Genomic DNA, 22892 nt, shown 5'->3' on the forward strand with positions numbered 1-22892 from the left:
GCACGCGACGCCGATTCACCCATACGCCTCTCATACAGCCCAAGCCCACGCCGATGCTCTTCATCCTCTTCACGCTCGATAACGAACGCTACGTGATCGACGCGACGCAGGTGGAGCGTCTGATGCCGCTCACGCCGCAGTCGCCGCCGAAGATGATTCCCGGCGCGCCGTCGTGGGTCGCGGGCGTGCTCGATCACGAGGGCGCGCCGCTGCCGGTGATCGATCTGCCGGCGCTCGCGCTCGGCCGCCCCGCCGCCCAGTTGATGTCGACACGCGTGGTGCTGGTGCGCTATCCGCATGCGGGCACCGTGCGCCTGCTCGCGCTGCTGCTCGAAGGCGCAACGCGCACCATTCGTCTGGACGCCGAGGCGTTTCATGACGCCGGCATCGACATGCCGAACGCGCGCTATCTGGGCCCGGTCGCAAGCGAAGCAGGCGGTCTGGTGCAATGGATTCGCGTCGAGCATCTGCTGCCCGACGACGTCAAAGCCCTGCTGTTTCCCGAGGCGCACGCATGAACGCGCATCACGACAACGCGCCGCTCTATCGACGCTTCGTCGATCTGCTGCATCGAACCATCGGGCTCGATGCAGCATCGCTCGGTCATCAGTCGATCGAGCGAGCGGTCGATCAGCACGCCGCGGCCTGGTGCGCCGACGGTCACGCCGACGCCACGCTCGCCGACTACTGGGAAGCCACGTTCGCGTCGCCCTCGATGGTGCAGGCGCTGGTCGAAACGGTGGTGGTGCCGGAGACCTGGTTCTATCGCGACGCCGACGCGTTCAGGGCGCTCGCGCGTCTTGCGCACGAACGCCTTGACGAGCGCGGCACCGCGCTGCCGCTGCGAATTCTGAGTCTGCCCTGCTCCACCGGCGAAGAGCCGTACACGATTGCGATGACGCTGCTCGACGCCGGCATCGACGCCGCGCACATGCGCATCGACGCAATGGATATCAGCGAGCGCTCGCTGGCCCTCGCTCAGCGCGCCGTGTACAGCCGCAACTCGTTTCGCGGCAATGCGTTCCCATTTCGCGACGCCCACTTCACGCGCCACGAAGACAGCTGGCGTCTCGCGCAACGCATCGTCGACGCGGTCCGGTTCTCGCACGCAAACCTGATGCAACTCGATGCCGCGGCGCTCGGCGTCTACGACTTCGTGTTCTGCCGCAACGTGCTGATTTACTTCGACCGCGACGCACAGCAGACGGCCTTGCATGCGCTCAACGGCGTGCTGGCTGAAAACGGCACGCTGTTCGTCGGTCCTTCGGAAACCGGGTTGTTGATGCGTTATGGCATGCAGTCGGCGAAGATCCCCTTGGCGTTCGCGTTCCACCGCGCCACGCCCGCTGAAGCGCAGCTCAACGGCTGGCACACCGCGTCGCTCGCCACCGCCGCGGCACTCGCGATGACGCATTCGCCAGTGCCCGCGCTCGCGCCGCTGCAGGTGTTTTCAGCCGAGCCTTTCGCGTGGCCCGATCCGGTTGCGCGCACGTCTTTAAGCGGTATTCCGCAACGCACGCCGAAACCGTCCAAAGCTGCGTCGCAGTCGCACGAGTTTGCGCCACCGCACATCACCTCGCCGACCAACGCCGCACGCGACACGCTGCAAGCCGCACGCGCGCTGGCCGACGCGGGCCGTCTGACGGAAGCCGCGAACGCGATCAAGGTCTATCTGGAACAGCACGCCCCGCACGCCGACGCGTTTTATCTGCTCGGCGTGCTGGCCGACGCCAGCGGCGATACGAACCTCGCACGCGGCCACTATCGCAAGGCGCTCTATCTCGAACCGCAGCACGCCGAGGCGCTCGCGCATCTGGCGACGCTGCTCGAACTCGAAGGCGATCGCAACGGCGCGCGTCTGTTGATGGACCGCGCGTCGCGCGCACAGGGAGCGCAACGTGGTTGAAGACCACACGGTGACCTTCGACGATTGCTGGAACCGCATCGGCGTACGAGGCGATTCGTCGTGCGAGCGGCTGGTCGAATACGTGCGCTGTCTGAATTGCCCCGTGTTCGAAGCGGCCGCGGCTAAATTGCTGGAGCGTCCGATCCCGCTTGTGGATCTCTCGCTGAATGACGCTGACACGCCGGCGCGACAGCAAAGACATGATCAGCAAGGCGCAAGTGAATCGTTCCTCATCTTCCGTATCGGCGGCGAATGGCTCGCGCTGCCCACGCCGATCTTCAAACGCATCGTGCAGACGCGGCCGATTCACACGTTGCCGCATCGGCAGCATCGCGCGGTGCTGGGCGTGGTGAACGTGCAGGGCGACTTGCTGGTGTGCCTGTCGCTCGCGCATCTGCTAGGGTTCGAAGCCGACACCACTGCAGGCGACGATAAAGCGCGTCACGATCTTCCGCGTTTGCTGGTGATCTCGCGCGCCGAAGAGCACGCGGTGTTGCCCGTCGATCAGGTCGACGGCGTGCATCGGATCGCGATCTCCACCTTTTGCCCGCCGCCTGCGACGCTCTCGCAAGCCGCCGCTGCGCATACGCGCGCCGTGGCCCCGTGGCGCGGCATGACGGTCGGCCTGCTCGACGCCGATGCATTGTTCGATACCTTGAACCGGAGTCTCGGATGACGGACGACCCGCGCCGCCCGTCGCTGATCGATCTCTTCCGCGAAGAAGCGCGGACCCAGGCACGCGTGCTCAACGACGGCCTGCTCACCCTCGACCGCGCACCGCGCGATGCCGCCGCACTCGAGGCCTGCATGCGCGCGGCGCATTCGCTGAAGGGTGCGGCGCGTATCGTCGGCGTGCAGGTTGGTGTCGAACTCGCGCACGCGATGGAAGATTGTTTCGTCGCGGCGCAGGAAGGGCGAGCGTTGCTCGATGCTGCCTGGATTGACGAGTTGCTGCGCGGGGTCGATATCGTTGCGCGCATCGGTAATGATGAGGACGAGTCGGCGCGTGATGCGGTTAGTGCGTGCGTGGCTTCGTTGCAAGCGCGGATGGTGGACGTCGTGCCGCATGGAGTGGCAATGCGGCGGGATGCTGTGCCGCCGGCTGCCTCTGCTCCTGCCGTGAGTCCTGCTCGCGTCGACGGTTCTGCATCTGCATCCAGCGTAGCTACCAAACCGCAAACCGCATCGGCCGACGCTGACGCTGCATTCAATCTGCTAGCCAACGCCCTGCGCGCAGAAGCGACACCTGCCTCAGCCGCACCGGCCAGCGCGAGTGCAAATGCATCCGCGCCAGTCTCGGGAACCCCGTTTGCTCCGGCAAACGCCCCTGCGTCTGCCTCTGCGACCCCATTCGCTTCTTCATCCGCCACGGCAACCTGGGCCGCTCCTGCAAGTGCCTCCGGGTCGTCGACCACAACCGCGTCCACCTCGACCGAATCAAGCGCCCCAGCAACAGACCCCGGCCGCATGCTGCGCGTACGCGCCGACAACCTCGACCGGCTGCTCTCCCTATCCGGCGAATCGCTGGTCGAATCACGCTGGCTCAAACCCTTCGCGCAATCGATGCTGCGCGTCAAACGCGTCCAACGTGACGGCACCCGCGCGCTGGATCAGTTGCACGAAACGCTCGCCGACCTGAAGCTCGACCCGCGCGCACACGCCGCACTCGAAGAACTGCGCCGCCTCACAGCGGAATCGCAGCACCTGCTCGCCGAGCGCCTGGCCGATCTGGAAAGCTTCGACCGCCGCTCGACCCATCTGTCGCAACAGCTGTACGACGCCGCACTGCAATGCCGCATGCGCCCTTTCGGCGACGGCACCAGCGGTCTCGCACGCATGGTGCGCGACGTCGCGCGTTCGCTCGGCAAGAAGGTGCGCTGGCAACTGGTCGGCGAATCGACTCAGGTCGACCGTGACATTCTCGATCTGCTCGAAGCGCCGCTCGGCCACATGCTGCGCAACGCGATCGACCACGGCATCGAAGCGCCTGCGGTCCGTCTCGCGCGCGGCAAGCCCGAAGAAGGCACGCTCACGCTCGACGCCCGTCACACCGCCGGCGCCCTGCTCATCAGCGTCTCCGACGACGGCGCGGGCATCGATCTCGACGCACTGCGCACGTCGATCGTTCGCAAAAAACTGGCGAGTGCGGAAACGGCCGCCCGTCTGTCCGAAACCGAACTGCTCGAATTCCTCTTGTTGCCCGGCTTCTCGCTGCGCGATCAGGTCACCGAGGTGTCAGGCCGTGGCGTCGGACTCGACGCGGTGCACGACGTCGTCAAGCGCGTGCGTGGCACGGTGCGCATCACACACGAACCCGGCTTCGGCACGCGCGTGCAGTTGCAGTTGCCCCTCACGCTCTCGGTGATTCGCAGCTTGCTCGTCGAAGTCGCGGGCGAGCCGTACGCCGTGCCGCTCGCGCATGTGAACCGCACGCTGCACGTGAGCCGCGCGGATATCGAATTGCTCGAGGGCCATCAGCACATTGCCTTCGACGGCCGCCGCATCGGCGTCGTCACCGCGCATCAGATTCTCGACACCGCACCGCCCGCCAACGAAGGCGATACCGTCAGCCTGATCGTGATCGGCGACGGTGAAGAAACCTACGGCGTGGTGGTCGATCGCTTTCTCGGCGAGCGCATGCTGGTCGTGCAGCCGCTCGACCCGCGCCTCGGCAAGATCAGGAACATCACCGCCGGCGCGTTGATGGAAAACGGCGACCCGGTGCTGATCGCGGACGTCGACGACTGGCTGCGCTCAGTCGAAAGGCTCGTCGCAGGCGGCGATCTGAAACATACGCAGCACGGCGCTACCCTCACCGCCCGGCGCGTCACGCGGCGCGTGCTGGTGGTCGACGATTCGCTCACCGTGCGCGAGCTCGAACGCAAGCTGCTGGCGACACGCGGCTACGACGTGACGATCGCCGTCGACGGCATGGACGGCTGGAACGCGGTGCGTGGCGAGCACTTCGACCTCGTGATTACCGACATCGACATGCCGCGCATGGACGGCATCGAACTCGTCACGCTCATCAAGCGCGATCCGCAACTGCAGTCGCTGCCGGTGATGATCGTCTCGTACAAGGATCGTGAAGAGGACCGCCGCGCCGGCCTGAACGCGGGTGCGGATTACTATCTGGCGAAAGGCAGTTTCCACGACGAAGCACTGCTCGACGCAGTGCGCGATCTGATCGGCGAAGCTTACGGTTAAACCCACGGGTAAAACGGATGAAAATCGGAATCGTCAATGACCTGCCCCTCGCCGTCGAAGCACTGCGCCGTGCGCTTGCTGCACGCCACGACTACGAGGTGCTGTGGGTCGCGCAGGACGGCCAGCAGGCGGTCGATTTCTGCACCGCGCAGCGGCCCGACATCGTGCTGATGGATCTCGTGATGCCTAACGTCGACGGCATCGAAGCCACGCGCCGCATCATGGCGAAGGCGCCGTGCGCGATCCTGATCGTGACCGTCGACGTGGGCGCGAACGCGTGGCGGGTCTACGAAGCGATGGGCGCGGGCGCGCTCGATGCGGTGGATACGCCCTCGTTGAGCGGCCCTGACGCGCACAAGAGCATCGCCACCCTGATCGCCAAGATCGACAGCATCGCCGCGCTGGTCACTGAGCGCAACGCGCCTGGCGCAGCAACTGCGGCGGCGCCCAGAAGCATGACGAACCGCGACACGCCGCTGGTTGCAATCGGCGCCTCGGCAGGCGGCCCGGCGGCACTCGCCACCCTGCTCGCCGGTTTGCCGAAGGATTTCCCGGCGGCAATCGTCGTTGTCCAGCACGTCGACGCGGCGTTCGCCGCCGGCATGGCCGACTGGCTGAACCAGCAGTCGGCGCTGCCGGTGCGAATCGCCAGCGAAGGCGACCGGCCGGAAGCAGGCGTCGTGTTGCTCGCCGCCACCGACGATCATTTGCACCTGAAGCTGCCTAACGTACTCGGTTATACGAACGTGCCGGCGGAAACACCCTACCGGCCTTCCGTCGACGTGTTTTTTCATAGTGTCGTGGCGCGCTGGCCGGCGCGGGCGATCGGTGTGTTGCTGACCGGCATGGGCCGCGACGGCGCGATCGGACTCAAGGCGATGCGCACAAAGGGGTATCACACGATCGCGCAGGACGAAGCGACCTGCGCCGTGTACGGCATGCCGAAGGCGGCGGCGGCGCTCGACGCCGCCGCCGCGATTCTGCCTTTGCCCCGTATTGCCGCTGCGCTCGCCGCCGCCGTCGGCACACGTTAAGGCCCGGTAAGCGCACACTAGCCGCACATTAGCCCGCTACGACTCATTGACATTCATTCTGGCTGACCAATATGGACACTCCGAAACCGCATCAGGCCACCACCGCGCAGGAACTCGCAGAACACGACGCGAACGCGCAGGCATACGCGGAGGACGCACCGAATAGCGCCATCGATGACGCGTTAGCGCGCATCCTCGGCAATCCGCCCGCGGCCGAGTGCCCGATCATGGTGTTGCTGGTCGACGATCAGGCGATCATCGCCGAGGCGGTCCGCCAGGCGCTGGCCGACGAAACGAGCGTCGACTTCCATTACTGCGCGTCGCCCGAAGAGGCGGTGCGCTGCGCTGAGGAAACCCGCGCGACGGTGATCCTGCAAGACCTCGTGATGCCCGGCACCGACGGCCTCACCCTCGTACGGCAATACCGGCAGAAACCGGCGACGCGCGATATTCCGATCATCGTGCTGTCGACCAAGGAAGAGCCGCTCGTGAAAAGCGCGGCCTTCGCCGCCGGCGCCAACGACTACCTCGTGAAGCTGCCGGATCGCATCGAATTGATTGCGCGGATTCGCTATCACTCACGCTCGTATCTGAACCTGTTGCAGCGCGACGAGGCGTATCAGGCCCTGCGCCAGTCGCAACAGCAGTTGCTCGCGACCAATCTGGAATTGCAGCGGCTCACGCATTCGGACGGATTGACCGGTTTGTCGAATCGCCGCTACCTCGATCAGTACCTGGCCGCCGAATGGCGTCGCGGCACGCGCGACAAGACGGCCCTCGGCTTTCTGATGATCGATGTGGATAACTTCAAGGCCTACAACGACACCTATGGACACGTTGCCGGTGACGAGGTTCTTAAGCGCGTCGCGCACACCGTCGAGTCGTGTCTGGGACGCTCGCCCGATCTCGCGGCCCGGTTTGGCGGCGAAGAGTTCGCGGTGGTGTTGCCGGGAACATCGTCGGGTGGCTTGCGCTTGCTTGCCGAGAAAATCCGCCTTGCGATCGAAGGACTCGCGATTCCGCATGCAGGATCGGCGGCGGGCGTCGTGACGATCAGCATCGGCGCGGCGAACATCGTGCCGTCCGCGACCGAACCGGTGACGACGTTGATCGAAGCCGCCGACGTCGGGCTGTATCGGGCGAAACGCGATGGGAAGAATCAGGTGTCAGTGAGCGGCTGATCAGCACTGCCACGAAGCAGCGCCCACGGGCGCATCGCCGCGATACTTGTTGCGTGCTTCGGCGAGCACGCTCGCATCGATTGCGCCTTCGTCCACCAGCGCCTTCAACGACGCGATCACGATCGACTTGCGGTCCACTTCGAAGAACTCGCGCAACGCCTGACGCGTGTCGCTTCGACCAAAACCGTCCGTGCCGAGCGTGACATAGCGGCGCGGCACGTAGGCGCGGATCAGTTCTGGCACCGCGCGAACATAGTCGGTCGCGGCGATGATCGGGCCGTGCGATGCTTCGAGCGCTTTCGTAACGTAGGGCGCCTCTGTCGGCTCGCCAAGACGTGCGTTTCTTTCCGACGTCATGCCGTCACGCTGCAACTCGGTGAAGCTGGTCACGCTCCACACCGCGGCTTCAATTTGCCAGTCGTCCTTGAGCAACCGTCGCGCCGCGATGACCTCACCAAGAATCGCGCCCGCGCCGAGCAATTGCACCTGCGCTGAAACTGCCGACGTTGCCGCCTGCGCATCCCCGCCAAGCGGATAGATGCCTTTAAGAACGCCCTCACGCAGCGTCGTCAAATCACCACCCGGCACCGAAGGCTGCGCGTAGTTCTCGTTCATCACGGTCACGTAATAGAACACGTCGCGCTGTTCTTCGACCATCTCACGCATGCCCTCGTCGACGATCGCGGCAACCTCGTAAGCGAACGCCGGATCGTACGCGCGGCAGTTCGGAATCGTCGATGCCGCCAGATGGCTCGTGCCGTCCTGATGCTGCAACCCTTCTCCACCGAGCGTCGTCTTACCTGATGTCGCGCCGATCAGAAAACCTCTCGCGCGCTGATCCGCAGCCGCCCAGATCAAATCGCCAATCCGCTGGAAGCCGAACATCGAGTAGTAGATGTAGAACGGCAGCATCGGCAGGTTGTGCACGCTGTACGAAGTCGCCGCCGCGATCCACGACGACACCGCGCCCGCTTCCGAAATCCCCTCTTCGAGAATCTGCCCTTTGGTGTCCTCGCGGTAGTAGAGCATCGAGCCGAGGTCTTCCGGCTCGTACAACTGCCCGAGCGGCGAATAGATGCCGACCTGGCGGAACATGTTCGCCATACCAAAGGTGCGTGCTTCATCCGCGACGATCGGCACCACGCGCGGGCCGACTTCGTTGTCCTTGAGCAGCGCGGTCAGCATGCGGACCAGCGCCATCGTCGTGGACATCTCGCGGCCGTTCGAATCCAGTGCGAATTGCCCCCAGGAGGACATCGGCGGGACGATCAGCCCCTTCGACGCCACTCTCCGCCTTCTGGGCAGATAGCCTCCCAGGGCAGCCCGGCGAGCATGCAGGTATTGCATCTCCGGGCTGTCGTCCGCTGGCTTGTAAAACTTCACCTGTTCGACGTCCTCATCCGTGAGCGGCAGGCGGAAGCGATCGCGAAACGCCTTGAGGTCGTCGAAGCCGAGTTTCTTCTGTTGATGCGTGGTCATGCGGCCCTGGCCCGTGGTGCCCATGCCGAAGCCCTTCATCGTCTTCGCGAGAATCACCGTCGGCTGGCCGCGATGCGCGAGCGCTTTCGCATACGCCGCGTGCAGCTTGCGCACGTCGTGGCCGCCGCGGCGCAGACGGTCGATGTCGTCGTCGCTCAGCTGCGCGGCGAGCGCGGCAAGCTCCGGGTTCTGGCCGAAGAAACGCTCGCGGTTGTACGCGCCGTCGTTGGCCGAGAAGGTCTGGAACTGGCCGTCGACGGTGTGTGCGAACGCGCGCAGCAACGCGCCGGTGCGGTCGCGTGAAAACAGCGCGTCCCAGTCCGAGCCCCACACCACCTTGATCACATTCCAGCCTGCGCCGATGAAGTGCGCCTCAAGCTCGTCGATGATGCGGCCGTTACTGCGCACCGGGCCGTCCAACCGCTGCAGATTGCAGTTGATGACGAACACGAGGTTGTCGAGCCCTTCGCGCGCCGCAATCGACAGCGCGCCGGTCGATTCCGGCTCGTCCATCTCGCCATCGCCGAAGAAGCCCCACACCTTGCGACCTTCCGTTTGCACGAGGCCGCGATTGGCGAGATAGCGCATGAAGCGCGCCTGGTAAATCGCGTTGATCGGACCAATGCCCATCGAGCCGGTCGGGAACTGCCAGAAGTCCGGCATCAGCCACGGATGCGGATACGAACACAGCCCAGGCCCGCCAATCTCGCGACGGTAATGCTGCAGGTGTTCCTCAGAGAGAAAGCCTTCGAGGTAAGCCCGCGCATACACACCCGGCGACGAATGCGGCTGGAAGTAGACGAGGTCGCCCGTGCCCTCCTCTCCGCCCGGCGCCGCGGCGCGAAAGAAATGGTTGAAGCCGACCTCGAACAGATCCGCCGCCGACGCATAGCTCGCGATATGGCCGCCGAGTTCGCCGTACGCCTGGTTTGCGCGCACCACCATCGCCAGCGCATTCCAGCGCAGCGCACCTGCCAGACGTTCTTCGAGTTCGAGATTGCCCGGATAGCGCGGCTGCTGATCGAACGGGATCGTGTTCTGGTACGGCGTGACGTTGGTCCGCGCCGATTCCACACCCAGCAACAGCGCATGGCCCGCGAGCTTGTCGAACAGAAACTGCGCGCGATCACGGCCGACATGAGCGACCACGGCATCGAGCGCTTCCAGCCATTCGGCGGTTTCCTGCGGGTCAGCATCTTCCGCCTCCGCACGCTCCGCGCGCTGGAGATCCAAAGACCGCAACTGCTTGCTACCGCTGGACAAATCCGTCATGGCACCACTCCCGCATCGACGCGTTCGGTTCAAGATCGAGTGAGTCAATGGTAACCACGTGCTCACAAAATGAGCGTCTCATTTGCTTGTGATCCTGCACTGAGATAGGCTATTTATTCCGGATTTGGCCCACACGACAGAATATTTACTCTATGACCACGCCACCCAGACGACTCGACCGCATCGACATCGGCATCCTGAGCCAGTTGCAGCAGAACGCGCGCATCACCAATGCGGATCTGGCCCGCTCGGTGAATCTGTCGCCCACGCCCTGCTTCAACCGCGTGCGCGCGCTCGAAAAGCTCGGCCTGTTCAAGCAGCAGGTCACGCTGCTGAATCCGGAGCCGCTCGGGCTGCGCATCAACGTGTTCATTCAGGTGAGTCTGGAAAAGCAGGTGGAAGACGCGCTGACTCGCTTCGAGCAGGCGATTTCGGAGCGCCCCGAGGTGATGGAGTGCTATCTGATGACGGGCGACGCCGACTATCTGCTGCGCGTGGTGATGCCGGATATGCAGACGCTGGAGCGGTTCATCGTCGACCATCTGACGAAGATCCCGGGCATCTCCAACATTCGTTCGAGCTTTGCGCTCAAGCAGGTGCGCTACAAGACGGCCTTGCCGCTGCCGTCGTCGGGACTGACACTGGTCGATCCCGACGACGTTTCAACCGACTGGCGCTAGGCGCTCGCGAGGTGCACACCAAGCCAGCGATTACCCGCGCGTATAACGCGCAGCCGGCACGCTGTGCGACAGGTTCGGCCCGAGATGCTGGCGTGCGGTGTTGAAGCGCTCCCAATCGGCCGCATCCGGCAAGGACGGAATCGTCACGAGTTCATGCTGGTCGAGGCCCACGAGCGCGGCGTCCACCATGTCCTCGGCGGTCATCACGATCTGCGACGGCAGATGTTCAACCGCGAGACCGGCGCGGTCCCAGAACGCGGTACTGGTGGCGCCCGGCAGCACGGCCTGCAACTGCACGCCCTTGTCGCCCACTTCATGATGCAGCGACTGCGTCAGGTTCAGCACATAGGCCTTGGTGCCGCTGTAGGTGCCGTTCAGCAACTCCGGCGAGAGTGCGACGACGGACGAAATATTGATCAGGACGCCATTGCCCCGCTCCACGAAACCCGGCACGGCTGCAGCCGTCAGCCGCGTCAGCGCTGTCACGTTCAGCTCGATCATGCCGTCGAGGTCGTCGATATTCGAGTCGATCAGCGAAGCCGTCGCGCCGACGCCCGCGTTGTTGACCAGCATGGTGATGCCGCGGTCGGCGCGCAAACGCTCCTCGATACGCCGCTGGTCGCCCTTGATGGTCAGATCGGCAGCGATGGTCTCGATATGGCGGCCGGTTTCCGCGGTCAGACGCTCGGCTACGCCCGTCAGACGTTTGACGTCGCGCGCCACCAGAATCAGGTCGTAACCGCGCCGCGCGAGGCGGTCCGCATAAACCGCACCGATGCCCGACGATGCGCCCGTAATCAATGCCGTGCCCTTGTTTGCTTGCGTTGCCATGGTGAATCTCCTTGCGGGCTTAGCGCGTCACGCCTGAGCCCTGATCGATGAATGGGGAAAACTGGAACCTCCCCCGCTGCGCCTTTTTTGTGGGCATCGCGGTGTTGACGAGTGAAGTCTAAGCGCGTAGCCTCTTGTCTCAAATGTCATATTTACCTCGTTTTAGGACATCGCAATGAAACGCATCGGCGTGGTGGTCTTCCCCGGCTTCCAGATCCTCGATATGGTGGCGATCTCCGTGTTCGAACTGGCGAACCTCGAGGCCGGGCAGCCGGAATACCAAGTGGAAGTCATCTCCGAACAGGGCGGGATGGTGCGCAGCTCGTCGGGCGTCGAGATTGCGACAAAGGCGTTTGGCGACCCGCCGTATGACACGGTGGTCGTCACGGGCGCGATGCAGATCGAGCCGTCGTCGGCGGGATTGCTGGGGTTTTTGAACGACGCCCTCGCCGCCTCGCGCCGCACCACCAGTATCTGCACCGGTGCCTTCGTGCTGGCCGAAGCGGGCATCCTCGACGGCCGGCATGCCACGACCCACTGGTACCACGCCCGCAACTTGCAGCAGCGCTTTCCCGATACGCGTATCGACGAAGACCGCATCTTTGTCGCCGACGGCTCGGTGTGGACCTCGGCCGGTATGACGGCGTGCATCGACTTGTGTCTGGCGCTGATCGAAAGCGATCTCGGCATCGCGGTCTCGCGCGCCATCGCCAAGAAACTCGTGGTCTATCACCGGCGCACCGGCGGCCAGTCGCAGTTCTCGGCCATGCTCGACCTGGAACCGAAGTCCGACCGCATTCAGGACGCGCTGTCGTACGCGAAGAACCATCTGCGCGAGCCGTTGACGGTCGAACAGCTCGCCGACGTCGCGCATCTGAGTCCGCGCCAGTTCAGCCGCGCCTTTCGCGACGAAACGCGCCAATCGCCGGCTAAGGCCATCGAGGCGTTGCGTGTGGAAGCCGCCCGCGCCATGCTCGAAGCAGGCCGTCACTCTATGGAAGCTGTCGCGGTCGAAACCGGCTTTATCGATACCGAACGGATGCGGCGCGCCTTTCTGCGCGCGTTCGGCCAGCCTCCGCAAGCGATCAAACGCGCAGCGCGCGCGATGTAACAGCGGGCTGTAACAGAGGTGGTGGACAATATCGCCGACAGCATCTCCACCTTGAACCGTACGGCAACTAGAGGACGCGTGATGAACTACGACGACAGCAATCCCTTCGCGAAGATTCTGCGCGGCGAACTACCCTGCATCAAAGTGGCGGAAAGCGATGCCGCGCTGGCCTTCATGGACCTGATGCCGCAAGCCGACGGCCACATGCTGGTCGTGCCGAAGGAAGCGGCGGTTGAGATTTTCGAGTTGTCGGATGCCTCGACAGTGGCCTGCATGCGCATGACGCAGAAACTCGCCATCGCCGTGCGCGCGGCCTTGCGCCCGGACGGCGTGTTCATCGGACAGTTCAATGGCGCCGCGGCGGGACAAACGGTGCCGCATGTGCATTTTCACGTGATTCCGCGTTGGGAAGGACAGCCGCTGCGCATGCATGCACGCGAAGTCGCCGATGCGGCCACGCTCGAAGCGCTCGCCACGCGCATTCGCAATCATTGGCGCGCCCCCGCTGACGGTGCGAACGCCGAAGACGACGCAACTGGTCACGCCCCGTAATATGTGTAATGGCCGGTGAAACCAGCCGATCGCGCAATGTGACTAGACTGGCGTCTGCCTTGTACCCACAAGGCATTGAGTGTGGATCTCTTTTCAGCCTGCCCGAAACGGCAGGCTTTTTTATTTGCGGGTCTCATTCGCGAACCGTCCTCGCCTCGCAGCGACGCTTGCGGCGCGATGTTCCATGCATTCCACTGAAAGGGTCAAACCCGATGCCGCGAGCGGCGCAACGGATGCCGCCAGTCGATACGGCGCGGCTTCGTGGGCTCAAGATGCAGGTCGTGCAAATGCCGATGCTCCTGCCACAATTCGTCGGAGAAAAGAAACGCGACGATGAGCAGCGGGATGACCAGAAAGGCGCCTAATATCAATTGCTCGATCACGGTAGCCTCCATCGCAAGAGCATGATTTCATTGTAGAGCACCGCATGTGCCCACACGGTGCCGAGCCCCTCACAAATTTGCGATAAGCGGCCTGCGACAACGCGACGCCCCTCCCTTGCCGAACCCGCGCAGCGTCTCGCGCTTCGCAAGACCGCGCTACGCGGACGAGAGGCGTTGTAAGAACTCCCCGCGCTGCGCCCGGACTAACAGGAAACGCAAGCTTGAGTTCTCATGCTGAGGCTGCGGAATCAAATCAATAATTCTCAAGGGGAATCCAATGACTATCGAACGCAGCAGCGAACTGACCCTGCGCCCGCTCGAGCGCACCGACCTGCGCTTCGTCCACGAAGTGAACAACAACGCAAAGATCATGCGTTACTGGTTCGAAGAGCCTTATGAAACGTTCTCCGAACTGACCCAGCTCTACGACCAGCACGTGCACGACCTGCGCGAGCGCCGCTTCGTGGCGATCGACAACGACGGCCAGACAGTTGGCGTCGTCGAGCTGATCGAGCTGGACTATATCCACCGGCGCGGCGAGTTTCAGATCATCATCGCACCGGATGCGCAAGGCCGCGGCTACGCCACCATCGCCACGCAGCTCGCGATCGACTACGCGTTTTCGGTGCTGAACCTGCGCAAGGTCTACCTGATCGTCGATAAGTCGAATACCGCTGCCATCCACATCTATGAGAAGTGCGGTTTCCGGCATGAGGCCGAGTTGATCGAGGAGTTTTTCGGCAACGGCCGCTATCACAATGCGTTGCGCATGTGCATGTTCCAGTCCGAGTTCTTCAAGACCGATCGGCACGGCTGAGTGAGTTCAACCTGCGTCAACCAGCCACGCCATGCTGCGTCGCCTGGGACACCTGGCACCGTTTATCTTCTGTATACACACCGTTATTTCGTGATTTTTGATTAGTCGGGTGAATGACTTTGTGTGCAACGCACCAAATGCCTGTATTAATTGTAGTAAATCACTTAATTGGTGCCTCACGTTTACGCCAATACGCGCCGCAAAGCTTTACTGGTTAAAGCGGCGCACCCTGCCCGTCTTTTAGTTATCCGTTTCAATCCGTCCTGTTTAAGCGGCTGCTCAAGGCTTAAGCAGGTGCGACAGGTGGTGCGACAATTCGCCGCTGTTGCGACCGCACACAAGATGTGCTTGTCGTTCTTGCGCGTTCTCCTAAAGTGCAAGGTGCGGGTTCGACGTTAAAGTTAAATACATAGCTAACCTGAGTAATTCAACCCGCACCGGAGGAAAATATGAAAACGCGAATCGCCCTTGTTTTCGCCATTGCGGGATTGGCTGCCGCTTCTGTTCAGGCTCAAGACGCCATGGTCAAGCCGCAGCAAACAATCCAGTTCAAGGCCAACGCGTATGGCTGTCTGTCGAAGGATAAACTCGACGCCGCCGACCAACACGCGCAAGCCGGGGAACAGCAAAAGATGCAGGAATTCTTCTCGGGATATCAGTGCGTTTCGACGCCGGAAAACTCGAGTTTCCGCGTTGTGCGCGTGGTTGGCCATGACGTCGAATTCGTGAACGCTGGGAATAGCGATACACAAGGCCTCTGGGCAAACGATCGATTCATCAAACAATAAGCTAAACGCCAACACCCCGGGTAAACGCCCGGTTTGACGGGTTTTAATTTACGCTACAAACCCTCTGATATTAAAAATCTGAGGGGCTGCGAACCTGCGAGTTAAAAATCGGCTGGGCATTGAGTGCCCGGCCGCTTTTTATTTCTGCGTGCGCTTTCCATGCGCGTTTTCTATGATGTGACGCCGATAAAAAAGCCGATGCGGGCTTTCGATCCGCATCGGCAATACGCCTTCTCGCAAAGCGCAGGGAGAAACGGCTAACCGTTCAAAAGACCATCAATGCGAGTCGCGCGGCACGGGCGCGCCGCTCGATCCGACCAGGAAATCCAGATCCGCCCCCTGGTCCGCTTGCAGCACGTGCTCGACGTAGAGCTTGTAGTAGCCGCGCGTGGGCGGCGCAGGCGGCTGCCAGGCAGCGCGGCGACGCGCGAGTTCTTCGTCGGTGACATCCAGATGCAGGCGGCGGGCGTCGACGTCGAGTTCGATCATGTCGCCGGTTTGCACGAACGCGAGCGGCCCGCCCGCGGCCGCTTCCGGCGATACATGCAGGACCACCGAGCCGTATGCCGTGCCGCTCATGCGGCCGTCCGAAATGCGCACCATGTCCGTGATGCCCTTCTGCAGCACCTTCTTTGGCAGCGGCATGTTGCCGACTTCGGCGAAGCCCGGGTATCCCTTCGGCCCCGCGCCCTTGAGCACCATGACGCAGTGCTCGTCGATATCGAGCGATTCGTCGTCGATCTTCGCGTGCAGCTCCTCGATGTTCTCGAATACCACTGCGCGGCCGCGATGCTTCAGCAGATGAGGTGTCGCCGCCGACGGCTTGATCACCGCGCCGTTTGGCGCCAGGTTGCCCTTGAGCACCGCGATGCCGGCCTTCGGCTTGAACGGCTCGGCGAACGTCGTAATGACCTTCTCGTCGTGATTCGGCGCGTTGCGCACGTTGTCCCAGATCGTCTTGCCGTTCACCGTCAGCGCTTCGCGATGCAGCAGACCTTGCTCGCCGAGTTGCTTGAGCACGGCGGGCAAGCCACCCGCGTAGTAAAAGTCTTCCATCAGGTACTCGCCTGACGGTTGCAGATTCACGAGACACGGCACGTTCGAGCCGAGCTCCCAGTCCTCCAGCGAAAGCTCCACGCCAATGCGTTTGGCGAGCGCTATCAGATGCACGACCGCATTGGTCGACCCGCCGATCGCCGCATTGGTGCGAATCGCGTTTTCGAACGCCTGGCGCGTGAGGATCTTGTCCATCGTCAGATCCTCGCGAACCATGTCGACGATGCGCCGGCCGGCCAGATGCGCGAGCACTTGCCGGCGTGCATCGACTGCGGGAATCGCCGCGTTGTGCGGCAAGCCCATGCCGAGCGATTCGACCATCGAAGCCATCGTCGACGCCGTGCCCATCGTCATGCAGTGGCCGCGCGAGCGGTTCATGCACGACTCGGCTTCGGTGAATTCTTCCTGTGTCATCGTGCCGGCGCGCACTTCCTCGGACATCTGCCAGACGCCCGTACCCGAGCCGATGTTCTTGCCGCGAAATCGTCCGTTGAGCATCGGTCCGCCCGACACGGCCAGTGCCGGCAGATTGCACGACGCCGCGCCCATCAGCAGCGCCGGCGTGGTCTTATCGCAGCCGACCAGCAGAATCACGCCGTCCATCGGATTGCCGCGAATCGACTCCTCGACATCCATCGAAGCCAGATTGCGAAACAGCATCGCGGTAGGCCGCAGATTGGTCTCGCCGAGCGACATCACCGGAAACTCGAGCGGCAAACCGCCCGCTTCGTGCACGCCTTTTTTCACGTACTCGGCGAGCTCGCGAAAATGCGCATTGCACGGCGTGAGCTCAGACCACGTATTGCAGATGCCGATCACCGGACGTCCGTCGAATTCGTCGTGCGGAATGCCCTGGTTTTTCATCCACGATCGATGCAGAAAGCCGTCGCGATCTTTGAGGCCAAACCACGCCTGGCTGCGCAGCGGCTTTTTAGTCTGGTTGGAATCAGCCATGAAATCTCCTGTTGGCAAGCATGTAGTGCGGGGCGCCTGGCCCGGGGCGTATGTCAGCGTCAGTGCACGCGCTTGCTGCGGCGGTACTGATCGAACAACACCGCGAGCAGCAGAATCCCGCCGCGAATCAGGTATTGGTAGAAGGTCGGCACATTCATCAGGCTCATTGCGTCCTGCACGGAACCCATGATCAGCACGCCGACCAGCACACCGGAAATCGTTGCGACGCCACCCGTCAGCGAAACGCCGCCGAGCACGCACGCGGAGATCACGCCGAGCTCGAGACCCACCGACGTTTTTGGGTCGCCGAGGCTCATGCGTGACGCCAGCATCACGCCTGCAAAGCCTGTTACGAGGCCTTGCAATACGAACACTGTGATCTTGATTCGGGTGACCGGCAAGCCCGCGAGCAAAGCGGCCTCGCTATTGCCGCCCACGGCCAGCACGTTTTTGCCGAATACGGTTTTCTTCAGCAGAAAACCGAACAGCACGAAGCCGACGATGTTGCTCCAGATCGGATAAGAAATACCGAGGAACGCGCCGCCACCAAGGTCGAAGAAACGCTCTTCGGAAATCATCACCGCGTCGCCGTTCGATGTGATGAAGGCGAGGCCGCGCACGACCTCCATCATCGCGAGCGTGACGATCAGCGAGTTGATCTTGTAGCGCGCAACCAGCACGCCGTTGACCAGTCCGACCGCGCCACCCGCGAGCACGCCGGCAGCGATGCCGAGCGTCACGCTATGCGTCGCGGTAATCAGGGTGGACGCCACCACGCCCGCGAACGCAACGATCGACGCCACCGACAAATCCACTTCGCCCAGCGCGAGCACGAACATCATCGTTACGGATATCGAACCAATTAGCGTGACGGAGAGCAGCAAGCCCTGGATGTTTCGCGAGCTTAAGAAATCCGGCACGGTGAACGACAAAGCCGCGAACAGGATGATGAACACCATCACGATGCCGGACTTGTTGATGAGGTCCCAGGTGCGCGCGGCGCGCGCGCTCAGGCCCGAGGAAGCGATGGCTGGCGTGGAGGAGTCGGTTGAGGGTGTCTGCATGATGTCTATTCCGTTTTCGATGGCGCGACGCAGTTGCCGTCGGTTGCATTCAGTGGTCTGGTGAGCGTGGCGTCCTCAGCGTGGCAGTGCAAGCTTGATCAGCGCATCCGGCGTGGCCTGCGCTTTCGGCAGATTGCCGACGATGCAGCCTTCCTTCATCACGATCACGCGATCCGCCACGCCGATCACCTCAGCCAGATCGCTCGACACGACAATGACCGTGCGGCCCGCTTCAGCGAGCCCATACAGCAAGCCGTAAATCTCACTGCGCGCGCCGACGTCAATGCCGCGCGTGGGTTCGTCCATGAGGAACACGTCGATGTCTTCAGCGAGCCAGCGCGACAGAATCACCTTCTGCTGATTGCCGCCGGAGAGGGTGCCGATCGGTGTTTCGCCGTTACGCGTTTTGATTGAGAGCTTGCTGATGAACTCTTTGGCGGTCTGTGCTTCCTTGCGGCCGTTAAGCACGTTGAAGCGGCTGAAGTGACGGCGGCAACTGATGTTGAGGTTGTCCGACACAGAAGCAATCGAGACGATGCCTTCCTGCTTGCGATCTTCCGGGCACAGTGCAACGCCCGCACGCACGGCATCGCGCGGCGTGGCGAAACGCACACGTTTTCCCTTGAGCACGATCTCACCGGCGCTCGGCTTGACGGCGCCGTAAATCAGTTTCATCAGCTCCGAACGGCCTGCACCCACCAGACCGAAGAAGCCGACAATTTCACCTTTACGTGCGGTGAACGAGGCCGGTTCGCGCAAGCCGCGTCCCATCAGGTCCCTGACTTCGAGTTGCAGGCCACCCAGTTCGCGTGTGCGGTAGCCGTACACGTCGGCGATCGAACGGCCCACCATGCAACTGATCAGGCGATCGCGATCGAGTCCGTCGCCGGCTTCGAACGTATCGATGCGGCGACCGTCGCGAAACACCGTCACGCGGTCGCACAGTTCGTAGACTTCGTCCATCCGATGCGTGACGTAGATGATCGCGCGGCCCTCGGCCTTCAACGCTCGGATGATCCGGAACAGCTGCGCGGTTTCGCGCGACGACAACGAACTCGTCGGTTCGTCGAACGCAATCACGCGCGCATCGCGCATCAGCGCCTTGCCGATTTCGATCATCTGGCGCTGACCGATCGACAGATTCTTCACCTGTTGCGACGGGTCGATTTTTTCGCCTAGTCTTTCCAGCTCGCGCACCGCGCGTGCAATCAGCGCCTTTTCATCGAGCACGCCGAAGCGGTTGGGCAGGGCTCCGAGCATCAGGTTTTCTGCAACGGTCAATTCAGGCACCAGATGCAGTTCCTGATAGATGATTGCGACGCCCGCCGCGATGGCCGCCTTGGTCGTGGTGAACTGTTGCTCAACACCATCGAGCAACAAGGTGCCCGCTGCCGGCTGGTTCACGCCGGACAGCACTTTGAGCAGCGTCGATTTGCCGGCGCCGTTTTCACCCATCAACCCATGTACCTCGCCGCGCCGCACGTCGAGCGACACCTGGTCGAGCGCGAGCACGCCGGGAAAGCGCACGGTGATGCCGTCGAGTTGCAGATACGGATCAGTCGACGTAAGCGTAGGCGAGGGCGCTTGCGCGGGCCGCGCCGCTTGGCCCGTTTCGCCAGTGTGAGAAACCGTCATCGAAAGCCTCTAGCGGGTGGACAAGCTATGCGGGCCGATCTCGCGTTGACGTCAGCGTGAACGTGAAAAGGCCCGCAGTGTGCAGACTCGAATACCGCTTAAATTCCGAGCTCTTTACGCACGTCCTGCCAGTTGCCGCGCACCATCAGCTTGCCGGTGGTTTGCGTGTCGGCGGGCGGCTGCTTGCCGTCCTTGATCCACTCGACGAGGTTCTCCGTGCTCTCCTTGCCGTGCATCGTCGAGCTCACTGCGATCGTGCCGTAGAAGCCCGTCGGTTCCTTCTTCTGGAACTCGGCAAACGCTTCGCCCGCACCGTTGATGCCGACGCCGATCACGTCCGCCGCCGGAATGTGCAGTTGTTCGGTCGCGCGAACGCCACCCAGCACGCTTTCCTCGTTCAACGCGAAGATCACCCACTTCTTGATGTTCGGATGCTGCGCAAGCACCGGCGACGATGCGTTGAAACCGCCTTCGTCATCGGTCGTCTTTTGCGGCGCGTCGAAGATGTTTTCCTTCTTGAAGCCGCCGGCCAACAGCGATTCCGTTGCGCCGTCGGTGCGCAGTTTGGCGGTCGGCAGTTCGTAGTTCGTGATGCGCAGCGCGCCGACTTCTTCCGGCTTCCAGCCGCGGCGCTTCATCTCTTCGGAGATCGCCGTGCCGACCTGATTGCCGATCTTGAACGCGGACATGCCCAGATGCGGCACGTTCGGCAGCGGCTTGCCGGTGGAGTCGACCAGTTGATCGTCAACGGTGACGAACTTCATGTTGTAACGCTTCGCACGCGCCTGGATCGCCGGTCCGAGCCGCACGTCGGGCGCGCAGATCACGAAACCTTTGGCGCCTTGCGCGCCGAGGTTATCAATCGCGGCCAGCACTTTCTCGCCATCCGGCGTGCCGATGTTGACCACCGCGAAGCCGTCCTTCTGGCCGAGCGCGGTGGCGGCTTTCTGTTCGTTGATGAACCACGCCTGTTCCGGCATCTTCACGAGGAAGCCGACTTTCAGCGGCTGATCGGCGCGTGCGGAGAATTGTGCGGCAAAGGGCGCGGCGAGAGCCGCGGCGGCGATCGCGGATAGCGTCAAACGGCGAAGCTTGCTGGTCATACTTGTCTCCTGAGGTTGAAAAGCTGCATTGGTTTCGTTTATTTGCAGCAGGGAATGCACGGCGGCGTCAGCCGGGGCGTGGATGGGCGATGGGGTAAGCCGTTCGAATCGCGGCAGCGTGCGCCGTGCAACACGCGGCATGCTGAGCGATGAGATTCGCGGCCGAGTGAACTGCGAGATACACGGCGGCTACGGCGCTGCTACGGGCAGCGGAATGAGCCGTGGGAGATGTGGCGTGGTAAGCGAGTCTCATGGCCATCAACCCGCAACGTAGGCCGTTTTCACGGCCGTCCAGAACGCTGCATCGGTTGCGCCGTAGGCCGATGCCTTGCGACCGCCACCAGCCGCGTGATGCTCGATGGTGGTCGTCGGCAGATTGATCGTGACGAGGCCGCATTGCGCGTGGCGGCGGAAATGCCGCGCGCGGCTCAAGGAGCGCGTGCAGATGCCGGCGCATAGACCGTAAGCGGTGTCGTTCGCGAGATGCAGCGCGTGGTCGTAGTCGTCCGCTTTCAGCATGACAGCGAGCGAACCGAAGGTCTCTTCTCGTGCGATGCGGTGTTCGGGTTCGCCGATAAACAAAGCCGGTTCGAAAAAGTAGCCGCGTGTCGCGCGCTCCAACTGACGCCCGCCGTGCAGCAGTTGCGCGCCTTCCTCCTGGCCAACGCGCACGTAGTCGAGATTGCGCTCCAACTGCGCGGCGTTGGCGACCGGGCCCATATCCGTGCCGTGCTTCAGTGCGTGATCGACGCTCAGCCTGGCGAGCTTCGCCCGCAATGCGTCGACGAACGGCTCGAACACCGCACGTTCGACGATCAACCTCGATGCAGCCGTACTACATTGGCCGGTGGAACCATACGCGCCGCTGAGGGCTGCATCGACGGCGCTGTCGAGGTCGGCATCAGCCAACACCACGAAGGGATTCTTGCCGCCCATTTCCAGTTGCACGCGTGCTTGCCTTGCAGCCGCAACCTGCAGGACACGTGTGCCGGTTTCTGCCGACCCAGTGAAACTGATCGCCGCCACCAACGGATGCGCGGCGATCCGCGCGCCGACCTGCCGGCCACTTCCCATCACAAGATTGAATACGCCGGCCGGCAAACCTGCGCGGCTGACGATCGATGCCAGCGCCGCCGCGCAACCCGCTGCCGATTCGGCCGGTTTGAAGACCACGCAATTGCCGTGGGCGAGGGCAGCGCCGATCTTGGCGGCGGCAATCGCCAGCGGCGCGCTCCACGGCGCGATGATGCCGATAACGCCGAGCGGTTCACGCGTCACATCGATCTCGACGCCGGCGCGCGCCGCCGCCACGGGTTCGGCAAACGCGCGGAGTGCCTCGGCGGCGAAGAACTTGAAAATCTGGCCGGCGCGCGTGGCTTCGGTCAAGGCCTCCGGCATCGGCTTGCCGACCTCGCGCGCGAGCAGCCGGCCGAGTTCGTCACGCCGTGCCAGCATCTCGCTGCCGATCGCATCGAGCGCATCCGCGCGGCGCTGCGCCGAACCCAGGGACCATTCGCGGAACGCCGCGCTGGCCGCTTCGATGGCCGTATCGGTTTGCCTTGCATCGGCCCGGACGTAGTCGCCGACCGGTTCATCCAGATCCGACGGATTGAGCGACACGCCGGTGGTCGCGCCCGTCTCCCATCCGCCATTGATGTAATGGCGGAACGGACTGGCAACGAGCGGGACGAGCGGATCGCGATTCATCGACGGGAGGGCGCCACATGGGGAAGCTCAGAAAGTCCACGAATGGTATGAGCCACCCCAATAACTTTCCAATCCCTTTTTCGGCCATCCCGATATCAATTTCGATATGGCATGATGGAGACTCAACGACGG

Annotated in this window: 19 protein-coding genes; 11 read left to right on the forward strand and 8 right to left on the reverse strand. The window is 63.0% G+C overall.

The window, feature by feature from the left end; translation table 11 throughout:
• Positions 1–53 precede the first annotated feature (53 nt).
• The 6 genes from M0D64_RS35660 to M0D64_RS35685 all read left to right on the forward strand — a co-directional run bounded on the left by M0D64_RS35660 (position 54) and on the right by M0D64_RS35685 (position 7328).
• On the forward strand, positions 54–518 hold the full coding sequence (locus tag M0D64_RS35660; protein WP_266238822.1) for a chemotaxis protein CheW: 465 nt from the start codon (positions 54–56) through the stop codon (positions 516–518).
• Positions 515–1906 (forward strand): protein-glutamate O-methyltransferase CheR, encoded by a 1392-nt coding sequence (locus M0D64_RS35665; RefSeq protein WP_266238823.1) that lies wholly within the window; start codon positions 515–517, stop codon positions 1904–1906. Before M0D64_RS35660 ends, M0D64_RS35665 begins: the two co-directional genes overlap by 4 nt.
• Positions 1899–2582 carry a chemotaxis protein CheW gene (locus M0D64_RS35670; RefSeq protein ID WP_266238824.1) on the forward strand — a complete coding sequence of 228 codons (684 nt, stop codon included), beginning with the start codon at positions 1899–1901 and terminating at the stop codon, positions 2580–2582. The genes M0D64_RS35665 and M0D64_RS35670 overlap by 8 nt, the downstream gene beginning before the upstream one ends.
• Positions 2579–5113, forward strand: a complete 2535-nt coding sequence (locus M0D64_RS35675; RefSeq protein WP_266261231.1) for a hybrid sensor histidine kinase/response regulator — start codon at positions 2579–2581, stop codon at positions 5111–5113. The genes M0D64_RS35670 and M0D64_RS35675 overlap by 4 nt, the downstream gene beginning before the upstream one ends.
• Positions 5114–5130: 17 nt before the next feature.
• Positions 5131–6147 (forward strand): chemotaxis response regulator protein-glutamate methylesterase, encoded by a 1017-nt coding sequence (locus tag M0D64_RS35680; protein ID WP_171925263.1) that lies wholly within the window; start codon positions 5131–5133, stop codon positions 6145–6147.
• Between the two features lie 71 nt (positions 6148–6218).
• Entirely contained in the window at positions 6219–7328 is a 1110-nt protein-coding gene (locus M0D64_RS35685; protein ID WP_154558778.1) for a diguanylate cyclase, read from the forward strand.
• Here M0D64_RS35685 and mdeB read toward each other — a convergent pair whose 3' ends face one another.
• Entirely contained in the window at positions 7329–10079 is a 2751-nt protein-coding gene (mdeB, locus tag M0D64_RS35690) for an alpha-ketoglutarate dehydrogenase (RefSeq protein WP_266238826.1), read from the reverse strand.
• Positions 10080–10231: 152 nt separating this feature from the next.
• Here mdeB and M0D64_RS35695 point away from each other — a divergent pair, with 152 nt between their 5' ends.
• Complete coding sequence (locus tag M0D64_RS35695) at positions 10232–10759, forward strand: Lrp/AsnC family transcriptional regulator (RefSeq protein ID WP_054037036.1); 528 nt, start codon at positions 10232–10234, stop codon at positions 10757–10759.
• Between the two features lie 30 nt (positions 10760–10789).
• Here the strand turns inward: M0D64_RS35695 and M0D64_RS35700 are convergent, their stop codons facing one another.
• The gene (locus M0D64_RS35700; RefSeq protein ID WP_154558776.1) at positions 10790–11590 is read right to left on the reverse strand and encodes an SDR family oxidoreductase; all 801 of its coding nucleotides are present in this window, start codon (positions 11588–11590) and stop codon (positions 10790–10792) included.
• 175 nt (positions 11591–11765) lie between these two features.
• Between M0D64_RS35700 and M0D64_RS35705 the strand changes: the two genes are divergently transcribed.
• Positions 11766–12701, forward strand: a complete 936-nt coding sequence (locus M0D64_RS35705; RefSeq protein WP_266261232.1) for a GlxA family transcriptional regulator — start codon at positions 11766–11768, stop codon at positions 12699–12701.
• An 81-nt stretch (positions 12702–12782) separates the two neighbouring features.
• A complete protein-coding gene (locus tag M0D64_RS35710) occupies positions 12783–13253 on the forward strand; it encodes an HIT family protein (RefSeq protein WP_266238827.1) in 471 nt (156 codons plus the stop codon).
• Positions 13254–13456: 203 nt separating this feature from the next.
• On the opposite strand, the gene M0D64_RS35715 is transcribed toward M0D64_RS35710, so the two are convergent.
• Positions 13457–13636: a hypothetical protein gene (locus M0D64_RS35715; protein WP_168435575.1), complete on the reverse strand. Its 180-nt coding sequence runs from the start codon at positions 13634–13636 to the stop codon at positions 13457–13459.
• Positions 13637–13913: 277 nt separating this feature from the next.
• On the opposite strand from M0D64_RS35715, the gene speG reads away from it, so the two are divergent.
• Positions 13914–14453 carry a spermidine N1-acetyltransferase gene (gene speG, locus M0D64_RS35720; protein WP_266238828.1) on the forward strand — a complete coding sequence of 180 codons (540 nt, stop codon included), beginning with the start codon at positions 13914–13916 and terminating at the stop codon, positions 14451–14453.
• Between the two features lie 449 nt (positions 14454–14902).
• A complete protein-coding gene (gene sap1 / locus M0D64_RS35725) occupies positions 14903–15241 on the forward strand; it encodes a surface attachment protein Sap1 (protein ID WP_154558771.1) in 339 nt (112 codons plus the stop codon).
• A 276-nt stretch (positions 15242–15517) separates the two neighbouring features.
• On the opposite strand, the gene M0D64_RS35730 is transcribed toward sap1, so the two are convergent.
• From M0D64_RS35730 to M0D64_RS35750, 5 genes are all read right to left on the reverse strand, one after another.
• Complete coding sequence (locus tag M0D64_RS35730; protein ID WP_154558770.1) at positions 15518–17251, reverse strand: IlvD/Edd family dehydratase; 1734 nt, start codon at positions 17249–17251, stop codon at positions 15518–15520.
• Between the two features lie 59 nt (positions 17252–17310).
• A complete protein-coding gene (araH, locus tag M0D64_RS35735; protein ID WP_093634676.1) occupies positions 17311–18315 on the reverse strand; it encodes an L-arabinose ABC transporter permease AraH in 1005 nt (334 codons plus the stop codon).
• A 75-nt stretch (positions 18316–18390) separates the two neighbouring features.
• Positions 18391–19950 carry an L-arabinose ABC transporter ATP-binding protein AraG gene (gene araG, locus M0D64_RS35740; RefSeq protein WP_266261233.1) on the reverse strand — a complete coding sequence of 520 codons (1560 nt, stop codon included), beginning with the start codon at positions 19948–19950 and terminating at the stop codon, positions 18391–18393.
• A gap of 98 nt (positions 19951–20048) precedes the next feature.
• Positions 20049–21053, reverse strand: a complete 1005-nt coding sequence (locus tag M0D64_RS35745) for an arabinose ABC transporter substrate-binding protein (RefSeq protein WP_266238830.1) — start codon at positions 21051–21053, stop codon at positions 20049–20051.
• A 258-nt stretch (positions 21054–21311) separates the two neighbouring features.
• Positions 21312–22760: an aldehyde dehydrogenase family protein gene (locus tag M0D64_RS35750; protein ID WP_266261234.1), complete on the reverse strand. Its 1449-nt coding sequence runs from the start codon at positions 22758–22760 to the stop codon at positions 21312–21314.
• Positions 22761–22892 lie beyond the last annotated feature (132 nt).

The organism is Paraburkholderia sp. WS6 (assembly GCF_030464835.1).
In the GTDB taxonomy this organism is placed as follows: domain Bacteria; phylum Pseudomonadota; class Gammaproteobacteria; order Burkholderiales; family Burkholderiaceae; genus Paraburkholderia; species Paraburkholderia madseniana.

Coding starts and splice junctions, on each gene's coding strand:
- M0D64_RS35660 (WP_266238822.1), top strand. CDS start 54: ATGCTCTTCATCCTCTTCACGCTCGATAACGAACGCTACGTGATCGAC.
- M0D64_RS35665 (WP_266238823.1), top strand. CDS start 515: ATGAACGCGCATCACGACAACGCGCCGCTCTATCGACGCTTCGTCGAT.
- M0D64_RS35675 (WP_266261231.1), top strand. CDS start 2,579: ATGACGGACGACCCGCGCCGCCCGTCGCTGATCGATCTCTTCCGCGAA.
- M0D64_RS35680 (WP_171925263.1), top strand. CDS start 5,131: ATGAAAATCGGAATCGTCAATGACCTGCCCCTCGCCGTCGAAGCACTG.
- M0D64_RS35685 (WP_154558778.1), top strand. CDS start 6,219: ATGGACACTCCGAAACCGCATCAGGCCACCACCGCGCAGGAACTCGCA.
- mdeB (WP_266238826.1), bottom strand. CDS start 10,079: ATGACGGATTTGTCCAGCGGTAGCAAGCAGTTGCGGTCTTTGGATCTC.
- M0D64_RS35695 (WP_054037036.1), top strand. CDS start 10,232: ATGACCACGCCACCCAGACGACTCGACCGCATCGACATCGGCATCCTG.
- M0D64_RS35700 (WP_154558776.1), bottom strand. CDS start 11,590: ATGGCAACGCAAGCAAACAAGGGCACGGCATTGATTACGGGCGCATCG.
- M0D64_RS35705 (WP_266261232.1), top strand. CDS start 11,766: ATGAAACGCATCGGCGTGGTGGTCTTCCCCGGCTTCCAGATCCTCGAT.
- M0D64_RS35710 (WP_266238827.1), top strand. CDS start 12,783: ATGAACTACGACGACAGCAATCCCTTCGCGAAGATTCTGCGCGGCGAA.
- speG (WP_266238828.1), top strand. CDS start 13,914: ATGACTATCGAACGCAGCAGCGAACTGACCCTGCGCCCGCTCGAGCGC.
- sap1 (WP_154558771.1), top strand. CDS start 14,903: ATGAAAACGCGAATCGCCCTTGTTTTCGCCATTGCGGGATTGGCTGCC.
- M0D64_RS35730 (WP_154558770.1), bottom strand. CDS start 17,251: ATGGCTGATTCCAACCAGACTAAAAAGCCGCTGCGCAGCCAGGCGTGG.
- araH (WP_093634676.1), bottom strand. CDS start 18,315: ATGCAGACACCCTCAACCGACTCCTCCACGCCAGCCATCGCTTCCTCG.
- araG (WP_266261233.1), bottom strand. CDS start 19,950: ATGACGGTTTCTCACACTGGCGAAACGGGCCAAGCGGCGCGGCCCGCG.
- M0D64_RS35745 (WP_266238830.1), bottom strand. CDS start 21,053: ATGACCAGCAAGCTTCGCCGTTTGACGCTATCCGCGATCGCCGCCGCG.
- M0D64_RS35750 (WP_266261234.1), bottom strand. CDS start 22,760: ATGAATCGCGATCCGCTCGTCCCGCTCGTTGCCAGTCCGTTCCGCCAT.